10 protein-coding genes are annotated in these 12,412 nt (G+C 46.0%); 5 read left to right on the top strand and 5 right to left on the bottom strand.

Features of this window, described 5'->3' with window-relative positions:
* The first annotated feature begins 28 nt into the window (after positions 1-28).
* Positions 29-1,291 carry an ABC transporter permease gene (locus tag JNUCC1_RS11730; protein WP_156645681.1) on the top strand — a complete coding sequence of 421 codons (1,263 nt, stop codon included), beginning with the start codon at positions 29-31 and terminating at the stop codon, positions 1,289-1,291.
* Positions 1,292-1,455: 164 nt separating this feature from the next.
* Here the strand turns inward: JNUCC1_RS11730 and JNUCC1_RS11725 are convergent.
* Positions 1,456-3,013, bottom strand: a protein-coding gene (locus JNUCC1_RS11725) for an IS3 family transposase (protein WP_156645680.1) whose coding sequence is annotated in 2 segments (ribosomal slippage) — positions 1,456-2,545 and positions 2,544-3,013 — 1,560 coding nt in all. Because the reading frame shifts where the segments join, the coding sequence is not laid out codon by codon here.
* Positions 3,014-3,052: 39 nt separating this feature from the next.
* On the opposite strand from JNUCC1_RS11725, the gene JNUCC1_RS11720 reads away from it, so the two are divergent.
* Genes JNUCC1_RS11720 through JNUCC1_RS11710 form a run of 3 tightly spaced genes read left to right on the top strand, consistent with a single transcriptional unit; the run spans position 3,053 to position 5,059 of the window.
* Positions 3,053-3,961 carry an ABC transporter ATP-binding protein gene (locus JNUCC1_RS11720; protein ID WP_156645679.1) on the top strand — a complete coding sequence of 303 codons (909 nt, stop codon included), beginning with the start codon at positions 3,053-3,055 and terminating at the stop codon, positions 3,959-3,961.
* Positions 3,942-4,502, top strand: coding sequence for a hypothetical protein (locus JNUCC1_RS11715; RefSeq protein WP_156645678.1), 561 nt, complete (start codon positions 3,942-3,944; stop codon positions 4,500-4,502). The genes JNUCC1_RS11720 and JNUCC1_RS11715 overlap by 20 nt, the downstream gene beginning before the upstream one ends.
* Entirely contained in the window at positions 4,502-5,059 is a 558-nt protein-coding gene (locus JNUCC1_RS11710; RefSeq protein ID WP_156645677.1) for a hypothetical protein, read from the top strand. The genes JNUCC1_RS11715 and JNUCC1_RS11710 overlap by 1 nt, the downstream gene beginning before the upstream one ends.
* Before the next feature lie 35 nt (positions 5,060-5,094).
* Here the strand turns inward: JNUCC1_RS11710 and JNUCC1_RS11705 are convergent, their stop codons facing one another.
* Entirely contained in the window at positions 5,095-5,970 is an 876-nt protein-coding gene (locus JNUCC1_RS11705; protein WP_156645676.1) for a ComEC/Rec2 family competence protein, read from the bottom strand.
* Positions 5,971-6,025: 55 nt separating this feature from the next.
* Between JNUCC1_RS11705 and JNUCC1_RS11700 the strand changes: the two genes are divergently transcribed.
* Positions 6,026-7,045, top strand: coding sequence for a tetratricopeptide repeat protein (locus JNUCC1_RS11700; RefSeq protein WP_156645675.1), 1,020 nt, complete (start codon positions 6,026-6,028; stop codon positions 7,043-7,045).
* Here JNUCC1_RS11700 and JNUCC1_RS11695 read toward each other — a convergent pair.
* The 3 genes from JNUCC1_RS11695 to pdaA all read right to left on the bottom strand — a co-directional run bounded on the left by JNUCC1_RS11695 (position 7,027) and on the right by pdaA (position 12,411).
* Positions 7,027-9,165: an ATP-dependent Clp protease ATP-binding subunit gene (locus JNUCC1_RS11695; protein WP_156645674.1), complete on the bottom strand. Its 2,139-nt coding sequence runs from the start codon at positions 9,163-9,165 to the stop codon at positions 7,027-7,029. The genes JNUCC1_RS11700 and JNUCC1_RS11695 overlap by 19 nt on opposite strands.
* Positions 9,166-9,918: 753 nt before the next feature.
* Entirely contained in the window at positions 9,919-11,487 is a 1,569-nt protein-coding gene (mbcS, locus tag JNUCC1_RS11690) for an acyl-CoA synthetase MbcS (protein ID WP_156645673.1), read from the bottom strand.
* 120 nt (positions 11,488-11,607) lie between these two features.
* A complete protein-coding gene (gene pdaA / locus JNUCC1_RS11685) occupies positions 11,608-12,411 on the bottom strand; it encodes a delta-lactam-biosynthetic de-N-acetylase (protein ID WP_231784197.1) in 804 nt (267 codons plus the stop codon).
* Position 12,412: the final 1 nt, after the last annotated feature.

Genomic DNA, 12,412 nt, shown 5'->3' with positions numbered 1-12,412 from the left:
CCAGTGGCCAAGAATGGAGGTGCATCCGTTGTTCCAATTAATTCTATTCGAATTTAAAAAGGTATATAAATCGCTTTTTTTTCGTCTCATGCTTTTATTGATTATTTTATTGATCATTACATATTACATTTTCGTTTATATGAATACCGTACGAACGGACCATTTGATTGCCGATGAAAAGATGAAAATCTCGCAGCTTGAACAGACAATCGCTGAACAGGAGCAGTCAGAAGGGAATTCGGTGAATGACATTAATAGCGATCAGCTGACTAAAACCCAAAAAAAGGTGCAGGCACTAGAGCAAAAGGACTGGCATACGCTTTTGGATATAGAAATTAAGCAAATGGAACCAGGTATGAGCCAAAGAATGGACCTTGAGTATATGGGGCCTTCCCAGTGGCCATCGTTTTTTACAGAAGTTAGTTTTTTGGAGAAATATAGGCTGATGCGTGATAGAGATATTGCACCTGTGCTGCCCATCCATTTTGTATCACAGCGGACGATTTATGATGTTACTTATGAAACATCCCTACTGGAGAAGTCAGTTTTAGAATACAGCAATAAATATTCTTCGGTCGGCCTGAACTTTCTTAATCGAATGTTTCAAACTTCTCTTGGGGTAATTGGTGCGGCCTTCTTTGTTTTTCTGTTTGGAGATATGTTTACCAAAGAAGGGCTAGGCCGCCATGGTCCCATACATTTTCTAAGAACACAGCCTTTACATTTTTGGAGAATTATGGTCGGTAAAGTGTTGGTGGCTTTAGCCTTAAGTGCAGCCGTTTTATTCGGTGTCATTGTCGTTTCTCTTCTTATGGGAACAGTGTTTGACCGCTTTGGAGATTATGATTATCCTGTACTAGTTTACGGAGATGATTTCACGTTTTCATTTATGAATATGAGTACGCTCCTCATAAAATCAGTCGGGTTGTTTTTGATGGTGCTGCTTTTTTGTTACCTATTGCTCATGTTTTACTCGATTATAACGAAGCGAGCGGTTCTTGCGATTGGATTAACATTGGCAACAGTCTTTATTGGTGCCAGCCTGAGTGAACCATTGGGCGCTCTGGATGTCGTGCCGCTGAATCCGTTCCAGTATTTTTCGGTTGTTGATGTTGCCACCCAGGAATTAGCCGCTTCCTTGCAAAACTTTAATATCTCATTCACAAACGGACTGATCGTCTTGGCAACGGCCAGTGCATTGCTTGCTTTGGCCGTTTATATCGTCACACAAATAAAGCTTCGACAAGGACTTATCTTATTGAGGAGGGGTAGACATGATCATCAACGTTAGGAATTTAAAAAACGGTGTTTGTCAACATAGTTGTCGCATTCAGCTAATTATTTTTTAAAATTTCATACCCAGTGATCATAGCTACCGCGCTTCGCTTGCTGCCCTGATGATTTAAAATGAAAGGTGAACCATTTTTCATTTCAAATCATCAGGTGATAGGCACTCTATGAATCACCTGAGGCCACGGCAGTATCCTCACGCATTGGATTCAGTGCAACCTCTTCATGAGGAGACCAATCCCTTGTGCCCCTGGATCCCCAACGTTCTGGATGTTTTTGTTTTGCCTGTTCATAGATGACTTGACGTTGTGCCAAAATATCTTTATATGCCCCATTATGGCACTGTACAGGTGTCACGAAATTTAAAGCACTGTGTAAATGAACGTCGTTATACCATTCGACAAACTGACTTGCCCATTTTCTCGCCTCCTCCAAGGAGACAAAACCTTCATGAGGAAACTCCGGTCGGTACTTAAGTGTCCGGAACATCGCTTCCGAATATGGATTGTCATTGCTTACTCGGGGCCTGGAAAATGAGCTTTGAATACCCAAGGTCTCAAGCAATCCAAGGAACGTTGCGGCTTTCATAGGGCTGCCATTATCAGAGTGCAGTACTAAAGGCCTGCCTTTGATTTCCTCTTTCAGTACAGCTTTTTTGACGAGCTTTTCAGCGTACTGAGCTTCCTCTGTTTCCCACACTTCCCAACCAACAACTTTGCGACTAAACAGATCAAGGATCAAGTACAATCGGTAGAATAATCCTTTCACAGGGCCGCCGAGCCATGTGATATCCCAAGTCCAAACCTGATTCGGTGCCGTTGCCAAGTGACTTTCGGGAATTCGCTTTTTGGGCTTTTGACTGCGGCCACGATGATTCTGCATTTTTTCTTCGCGTAGTACGCGATAAAACGTTGATTCGGATGCAATATATTTCCCCTGATCAGCCAGAAGGGGGATAATTTGTGTGGGAGGTAAATCGGCATATGATTCCTGGTTTACAACCTCCAGAATTTCGGTTCTTTCTTCTTCTGATATTTTGTTCTTGGGTATTGGCCGCTCTGCGTGAGGACGTTGATCGATCTTGACATCGCCTTCAGCCACCCACCTTTGATAAGTCCGTACGTGAATATGCAATTCTTCACATGCTTTTGAAAGACGCGCGCCATTTCGATTGGCTTCCTGAATTAATTCTACGGCACGTAAGCGATCTGACGGATCGATCATTCGTCCTCTTGGTCCCCCAAATCGCTCGGGCCTTTTTTCTAAGAAGTAACAACGCAGCCGCTTCCGCCAATGCTTTCTCCTTCTTTTTTAGATCTTTTTCTAAAGACTGTGATCGTTGTTTTTCCTCTTTCAACTGTCCATTCAGCTCTTTAGACAAGCCAAGAGCTTTTCCATTCGCCTGAAGGCAAGCTTCTTGCCAGGCATTGATCTGTTCGCGGTATAAGCCTTTTTTCCGGCAATATTCCGCTATTTCTTTCTCGTTCATGGCATATGTCTCCATGACGACAAGAAACTTATCTTCGCTGCTCCATCGATCGCTGGTTTGCCCATTGCCAGGAGCTGCGTTACCAGACGCTCTGGCCTCCTTTCGCCACTTATACAGTGTCACGTCTGAGATGCCAGTCTCTTTACTCAATGCTTTCACTGATTCATTTTGTGGTGGCATCATCCGCTTCAATGCCGCCGTTTTTTGTTCCTCTGAATATCGCTTATTTGTCATTACGATGACCTCCGTGTGATTTAGTTAATCATACCACGTTTGCCTCGTACGACAACTATCCTAACAGAGGGGGAAAAGAAATACAAAAAGCAGTGGGTTTTAAATGGCATCGATATCTCCATTGAGGAACCGCAAATTGCAGCCCTCGTTGGACCAAATGGATCTGGTAAAACAACCTTATTGAATTGTATGACGAACCTGCTCCCGTTTGACGAAGGTGACGTTCAATTGCTAGGTAAAAAACATACGGATCCAACCATATTTTACGATGCCTCGTATTTACAGGATAACCGAATTTTGTATGAGCATTTGACAGGCCTGGATCATTTGAAATTCATCTGTAAAGTGCAGAAAATCCCCCTGTCTCGCATCAAAGAAGTCACAGATCGTGTCGGCATGTCCGGCTATGTTAAAAAACGGGTAAGAAATTATTCTCTCGGTATGAAACAACATTTGCTGCTTGCTATGGTGATTATTAATGATCCCAAATTGCTGTTATTGGATGAGCCGCTCAATGGCCTTGATCCGACAAGCGCCGTGTCTGTGCGCAACATTTTGCTGGAATTACACGACGAAGGCACCACAATCTTGCTCTCCTCACACAATCTGGATGAAATCGACCGGGTGACCAATACCATTTATTTCCTCAAAGGTGGCCGCCTATTAAAGGAATCACTGGCAGACGTTGCGTCAAATCAATATTTTGTAACCGTTTCCAATCTTCCGTGCGCCCAAACCGTGTTGCATGAAGCTGGCGTCACGTTTGACACCACCGACAAAGGAGAGGTCACATTTGAAGAAAGCGACTTGCACCTGCAATCGTTCATTGATCTTATGAACGGGCACAACATCTCACTTGAGAACATTCACAACGAAATGGTCGGCGCCGAAAAGCGGTACCAGCAATTATTCAAAGGGGTTGACCATCATGAAACTGTTTCCCTTTGAATTAAAAAAAATGGTTTACAGCAAAAAATTCGTTGTTCTGCTTCTGGCTGTCATCGGGGCGATCGTTCCGTTGTTTATACATAATGTTGTTTTTCAGCCGGTCATTAAGGAAGATCAGCTTCAAGTCGCGGATGAGCGGTGGAGCACAAGTGAAATGATGTTAAGAGGGCACCAATACAAGCTTGAAGATGATCCTAACAATGAGACAGAGCTTGCTTTGGAAAAAATGATGTATGAGAACATGAACATTTTGGCGGAATTGAAAGGCGCCGTTCGTGCAGATGACTGGGAGGCGCAATTAACGAAAGAAAATGCATTTTTTAAAAGCGTTGTGACCTACAATGAAGCCGGTGGTGAATATCCGCTTGCCGCCTCAGACATCGTCCGCAAATACGCCATGAATCAAAAGCTTCTGGACGAGAACATCAAGCCTGAGCACGGCGTATACAGCCTGGCGTTTCCAAATTTCATGAAGCAGGTATTTGAATTCTTCTTTCAGTTCGGTGCCATGATTATCATGTTCATTTTAATCGGGACCTGATGACAGCAGAATTCGAGGATCACTCGGCGAAATTATTGTTTACCCAGCCTTTAAAACGCATGAACATCATCACGAGCAAGCTATGGACGGCGATCTGTTCTTACGTGTTGATCGTTGCTGTTATATGGCTGACTGTTTTTGTGGTCGGAGGCGTTTTCGGCGATAACGGGACTTTTGACTATCCCATTTTAATCGAGCAGAACGGTGAGTTGGCCTTTATCGCGACAGCTGACTACATCATCTATGGCTTGGTTAGCATATCTGTCATGATGGTCGGTATGATTTCTTTGTATCTGTTACTCGGCTTATTTTTTAAACAAACGATCGCGACATTGTTTGTTTTAGTCGTTATCATAGTGGGCGGGTATGGCGGAGCGTCGCTTATTTCATGGGACTTTTTCGCTTGGTTGAACCCGTTTCAGTACGTGTTTCCTACAGAGCCGATTTTACATCAAAATGGAACGGCGTGGTATCAAGGTCTGCCCGTTGTGTTGATGTTGAGTTTGCTGTTTTATGGATTGGCAGTGAAAAAGATCAGCAAGAGCCGAATTGCTTGAGAGGGTGGTCCCCCCTTTTCGTTGTCAGCTTTTCGTCAACCCGCCTCGTTCTGATCCCCTACATAGTCGAGGGGGTCTTTTTCTGTTTGGATCACATGATGTTTGCCGTCTGTCATAAGCACGATATTGCCATGAATCGCTGTTGAGTATAAATCGATTTGCATCCTTTGCAAGTTGCCCATCACACGTTCAACAGGGTGACCGAATTTATTTTCCCTGGCGTAAGAGAGAATAGCTGCTTTCGGATGGACGGCTTCAATAAAAGCCATGGTCGAACTTGTATCTGAGCCGTGATGCGGTATTTTTAGGAAGTCGCCTTTTAAGTCGTATGCTTTCATGAGCTGGTATTCCATATCTTTGTCGATGTCGCCAGCTAGGAGAAGTGACTTTTGCAAATACTCGATTGCCAAGACGATCGACGACTGGTTGTTAGTGCGTGTCTCTTCGTCTGCATTCAGGATTTGCATTTTTAAAAAGGGATCAAATTCAATGTGATCATCCTCCCCCGCTTCATAAACAGGAATCATCTGCCGGCGGATCTGATGAACGTATTTCAGATACGTTTTCGTGACGTGAAATTTCCCATTATCAAGGACATGGCCGATCTTGAACTGTTTCATAACTTCCACCAAACCGCCAATATGATCGATATCCGGATGGGTCGCGACCAGGAGATCAATGGTGTCAATCTGTTGCTTGTTGAGATAGTCGACAACAGCGGGGCCTGCGTCGGGTGGTCCGCCGTCCACGAGAATGACCTTGTCTGCAGGCGTCTCGATTAAAATACTGTCCCCCTGGCCGACGTCGATAAAATGAACTTTCAGCAGGGACGTTGGGGTTTGCGCTTGGGTGTGGTACGGCCAAGCTGTAATGGTCAGCGTGAAAATGAGTATGACAGCGATTCGTTTCATCCAATCTTCCTTTGCTGTACAGTTTTTTGATAGTGTGCCACGGAATGGAGAGTTTATGAATTTTGAGAAGATGCGTTTAGATTGGGGGTCGGGCGCTGGGGGATTATATCGGCGCTCGTGGGATTATAACAGCGCTCGAGTGGATATATCGGCGCTCACGAGAATATATCAGCGCTCGAGTGGATATATCGGCGCTCACGAGAATATATCGGCGCTCGAGCCAGTATATCGGCGCTCGAGCCAGTATATCGGCGCTCGGGACATTATATCGGCGCTCGGGACAGTATATCGGCGCTCGGGACAGTATATCGGCGCTCGGGACAGTATATCGGCGCTCGGGACAGTATATCGGCGCTCGGGACAGTATATCGGCGCTCGGGACAGTATATCGGCGCTCGGGACAGTATATCGGCGCTCGGGACAGTATATCGGCGCTCGGGACAGTATATCGGCGCTCGGACAGTATATCGGCGCTCGGGACAGTATATCGGCGCTCGGGACAGTATATCGGCGCTCGGGACAGTATATCGGCGCTCGGGACAGTATATCGGCGCTCGGGACAGTATATCGGCGCTCGGGACATATATCGGCGCTCGGACAGTATATCGGCGCTCGGGACATTATATCGGCGCTCGGGACATTATATCGGCGCTCGGGACATTATATCGGCGCTCGGGACATTATATCGGCGCTCGGGACATTATATCGGCGCTCGGGACATTATATCGGCGCTCGGGACATTATATCGGCGCTCGGGACATTATATCGGCGCTCGGGACATTATATCGGCGCTCGGGACATTATATCGGCGCTCGGGACATTATATCGGCGCTCGGGACATTATATCGGCGCTCGGGACATTATATCGGCGCTCGGGACATTATATCGGCGCTCGGGACATTATATCGGCGCTCGGGACATTATATCGGCGCTCGGGACATTATATCGGCGCTCGGGCATCCGCAAGACGGATGCCACGAGCTCCCCACCACCTCAACACAAAAAAATCCGGATACCTGCTCATCAAGCAGGCATCCGGATCCGCATCATAGTAGCTTATGCTGTTGTAACTTGAATCTCTTCATCCACAACGTCAACTTTCACATCATCTACAGAACCATTTTCAAGAATCAAGTCGGTAAGCTGATCTTCAACTTTTTCCTGAATAACTCTGCGGAGCGGACGGGCGCCAAAGCGTGGGTCATAGCCAAGACGGGCCAGCTCATGCTTAGCTTCGTCGCTCACTTCAATCTTAATGTCGTTTTCTTCAATCGTAGCTTCCAGATCGGCGAGCATGAGATCAACAATCTGGACGAGATGCTCTTCTGTCAGCTGACTGAATTCAATAATGGAATCGAAGCGGTTCAGGAACTCTGGCTTGAAGTAATCGCTCAGATGTTCAAGCGTTGAGACCTGGCTGTTGGGTGCAGAATTGAAACCGACATTAACTTCTTTCACACCAGTTCCAGCGTTGCTTGTCATAATAATGACTGTCTCTTTGAAGCTGACGGTACGGCCATGTGAGTCAGTCAACTGCCCGTCTTCCATGATTTGCAGGAACATGTTTTGCACATCTGGGTGTGCTTTTTCAATTTCGTCCAGCAAAATAATAGCGTACGGGTTGTGACGGACTTTCTCTGTCAGCTGACCAGCTTCTTCATGGCCGACATATCCTGGAGGTGAACCGATGATTTTAGACACGGTGTGTTTCTCCATATACTCACTCATGTCAAGACGGATCATCGCATCACGAGATCCGAATATTTCTTCGGCAAGTGCTTTGGTCAATTCTGTTTTACCGACACCGGTTGGACCGACAAACAAGAATGAACCGATCGGACGATATTTAGACTTCAGTCCAGCGCGGCTGCGGCGAATCGCTTTGGCCACCTGACTGACAGGATACTCTTGACCAATCACTTTTTGACCAAGGTTATCAGCTAAATTCTTCATCTGTTCTTGTTCATCTGCCTGCAGTTTCGTAACCGGAATACCGGTTTTCTCCTCGATCAGCAATTGGATATCAGACAGTTCCACGTCAATGGTCTGTTCCTCACCTTTTGCTTTTTCAAGTTGCTTCTGCAGCTGGATTTCCTGATAGCGCAAGTTGGCTGCACGTTCATAATCCTCTTGTTCAGCTGCAGCTTCTTTGTCTTTTATAATCTCATTCATTTGCTGTTCGATTGCATTAGAATCTTTGGACGCATTATCCAAGTTTAAGCGTGAGCCGACTTCATCCATTAAATCAATGGCTTTGTCTGGCAGGAAGCGATCTTGAATGTAACGCTGCGACAAGGTTACAAAAGCCTGGATCACGTCATCGGAATAGCGCACTTCATGGAACGCTTCATATTTATCTTTGATGCCTTGCAAGATCAATGTCGCTTCTTCAATCGATGGTTCTTTGACCATAACGGGCTGCAATCTGCGTTCAAGGGCAGCGTCTTTTTCAATTTGACGGTACTCTTTCAACGTGGTAGCCCCGATCAGTTGCAGTTCACCGCGAGCAAGGGCTGGTTTCAAAATGTTGCCAGCATCCATTTGCGAACCTTCTGCGGTACCTGCCCCAACGAGCAGATGGATTTCATCAACGAACAAGATCACATCTTGACGCTCCTGCAGTTCGCTGATCAATTGCTTCATCCGTTCTTCAAATTGACCGCGCACGCCTGTGTTGGCCACAAGTGAAGCCACATCAAGCAAATACAATTGCTTGTTCATCAATTTCGCAGGCACTTGACCTTCAGCAATTTTCAATGCCAGGCCTTCTGCAATGGCTGTTTTACCAACACCAGGCTCACCAATCAGAACCGGGTTGTTTTTATTGCGGCGATTCAACGTTTCAATCACCCGTTTAACTTCATTGTCTCGGCCGATGACCGGGTCCACGAGCCCTGCTTTTGCAGCGTCGGTAACGTTTTTACCGAGTTGATCAAGCAGGCCGTTGCCTTTGTTGCCTTTTTGCTTGGTACGTGTGCCAGCTTGATGCTGTCCAGCAGCACCGCCGTTTGCCTGAAATTGTCCGGCAAAATCGGCTCCTTCCATAAATGGATTGTTCATTCCATCAGAGTTCATCATTTCTTCGCGGATTTCTTGAAAGCATGAATGACATAAATGAAGCTGCATCTTTTGGTTGTTCATTTGCATTGCCATGTTAATACTTGCTGGATTGATGCCACATTTTTGACAGTTCATCTTTACATTCCTCCTGTATTTTTAATATGTTAAGGTAGTTGTTTTGAGTTTGACTTTGACTATCTTTGACCTTACAAATCTTATTATACTCTGACCTTCTTTGACTTTCAACCCCTATGCTTATATTTTTAAGATGTGCTTTGTGACACTTGCTTCTATTTATATAAAACATAAATCAGAAATATGGGTAGCTTAAGAAAACTGCTTCTGGCAACCGCTCGGAGAAAACACTGCGCTTTCCGTGGGCGCTGCTGAGCCTCGGTCCCACAGGATGTGGGTCATGAAGAAGTGACGATTGACGTCGCGGTTTTAGCCTTCCTTCCCCTATATCGCGCTGGGGTCTCTCCGAGGCTTGTCCTCCCGCTGGAGTCTCCGTGTTTTCCCCGATCTAGATGTGGTGGAAGAATCCATTCTATTTTTAGTAGAACAATTCGCTACTGTTAGCCGAGCATATACGTTACAAAAATAGGAGGCACACATATAGCGGAGAAAATACATGAAGACTCCTGCGGGAACAGCACGAGTCCGAAGACCCCACAGCGGTGGGCTTTCCGCGAGGAGGCTGAGGCCGTGCCCGCGGAAAGCGAAATGTATTTTCGGAGCGATGCCCTTTCTCATATAAACTTAGTTGATTCGTAGTTTAAAGGACCATTAGTAAGGATATTTCTTTTCTCTCTCCATATATTAACGTTCCAACCTCATTTTAAACATCAAAAAACCGGTGCCCTGGATTCAGGCACCGGTACTAGTCTGTTATTGCATTTGTTCTTGTTTCCTCAGTTCAATCCGTCTGATCTTCCCGGAGGTGGTTTTCGGAAGCTCTTCTATAAAACTGATTTCTCTCGGATACTTATAAGGTGCAGTCATTTGTTTAACGTGATCCTGAAGGTCTTTAACAAGTTCAGCATCACCGGACACCCCTGGCTTTAAAACAATAAACGCCTTAACAATCGTTCCGCGGATCTCATCCGGCTTCCCAACCACAGCACATTCCTGAACGGCTGAATGTTTGACGAGGGCATCTTCAACTTCAAACGGCCCAATCGTATAGCCGGAACTGATGATGATGTCGTCGCGGCGTCCCTCGAACCAGAAGTAGCCGTCCTCATCCATGGAAGCTTGGTCACCTGTCACGTAATACTCTCCGCGCCGTGACATTTTCGTCCGCTCCGTGTCCTTATAATACTCACGGAACAGAGCCGGACTGCCGAGTTTCAAAGCGATGTCACCAATTTCTCCTGGCGGCAGCGGCTCGCCATTTTCATCGATAATCGCAACATCATTGCCTGGCGTCGGTTTGCCCATGGAGCCCGGCTTCACGTCCATATCTTTTGTAATGCCCAACAGCAATGTATTTTCGGTCTGACCATACCCATCTCGAACCGTCACTGAAAAATATTTGCGGAAAGTGTCAATAACTTCCACGTTCAATGGCTCGCCTGCCGACACAGCACTATGCAGTCCTGGCAATTGATAGTCTGCTAGATTATCAACCTTGGCCATCAGGCGATACTCTGTCGGTGTACAGCACAAGACGTTGATCTCCTCATCCTGCAGCAGCTGCAAATATGTTTTCGGGTCAAATTTCCCCTGGTAAACAAACCCGGTTGCCCCGCTGCCGAGAACAGATAAAAACGGACTCCAAATCCATTTCTGCCAGCCAGGGCCTGCTGTTGCCCACACCTTGTCACCTTCCTCGATGCCAAGCCAGTTGGGAGCTGCTGTTTTTAAGTGTGCAAATCCCCAGCCATGCGTGTGGACAACGCCTTTTGGATTGCCGGTTGTACCTGATGTATAAGGCAGGAACGCGATGTCGTCTTTGGTCGTCTGCGCCATAGCCAGTTCACCAGAGGCCGACTCGATCAGCTGATCCAAGTCATGCCAGCCTTCTGCCTCCCCGCCAACTGAAAATTTCACCAGCTCGTCATATTCCTCAACACCTTTATATTCATTCACGTACGGATAAAAGCTTGCAACAGCCTTCACTTCCCCGTGACTGATTCGGTACTGAAGATCTTTCGTTTTCAGCATTTCCGAGGCCGGCACGATGACGATTCCTGTTTTAAGTGCCGCCAGATATACCTTGTAAGCCGCCAGAACTCGCGGAACCATAATCATAATCTTGTCACCTGGATTCAAGCCCTTCTCCAAGAAAACGTTTCCAATTTTATTGACGTCATTCAGCAGTTCATCATATGTTGCCGTTTCACGCTGGCCTTGATCATCCATCCAAACGAGCGCTTTTTTCCCGGAGCCGGCATACTTTTCAACTTCCATTGCAATGTTATACATGTCCGGTGCAAGCAGATCTTCTTTCTTCATACAAGCAAGCCTCCTTTTTAACTTATTACAATCATAGCAAACCTTTTGATCATTTTAAATAAAATTCCTATTAAATCATTAAAAAACTCCACTGCAAATGGAGCAATGGAGCTTTTCATATTAAAGTTCATAAAACCCAACCGGAAGCAGATCTTTTATTAGGAGCTCGTCAAGGCTTTTAAAGGTGTAACCGTCTTTTTTCAGATCCTGGATCAGCTTGGCCAGTGCTTCAGCGTTGTCAGATGACACAGCATGAAGCAGCATAATGGCGCCGGGATGAACCTGATCCATTACCTGATTATAGGCGTATTCCCACCCCTTCTGCTGATCTGTGTTCCAATCTTTAAAAGCCAGTGACCAGAACACGTGGACATAGCCGAGTTCATGCGCCCATTTCAATGTATCTTTGCTAAAAGTGCCCCGGGGCGGACGCAAGTATTTCATGGATTTCTGTCCTGAAACTTCAGCCACAGCTGATTCCAGACTTTCAAGTTCTTCTTGAATAGATGCTTTGGACATAATCGTAAAGTCTGGATGATGGAATGAGTGATTCCCAATGATGTGGCCTTCATCAGACATACGTTTGACCAATTTTGGTTCACTTTCAACATAATGCCCTGTTACAAAAAACGCAGCCGGCACATTCGCCTCTTTTAAAACGTCAAGCACATCACCCGTATACCCTTCTTCATAGCCGTTATCAAAGGTTAGATAGATGACTTTATCGCCGGAATGATCAGCATAATAGGCCCCGTACTCATCCAGCATTGCTTTATATTTCCCCACATCAGGAATGGTGTGGTCGTTATTTTTCTTATAGCCCCAGCCATAACCGGCGCCCATGGCCGTGGATACCGGGAGAATGGAGAGCAGCAACAAGGCACTCAGGACAACACATATCATTCGTTTATGATCGTAGCGCATA

It is taken from the genome of Lentibacillus sp. JNUCC-1, from assembly GCF_009741735.1.
Lineage (GTDB): Bacteria > Bacillota > Bacilli > Bacillales > Amphibacillaceae > Lentibacillus_B.
This window is presented reverse-complemented; position numbering and strand designations above follow the sequence as displayed.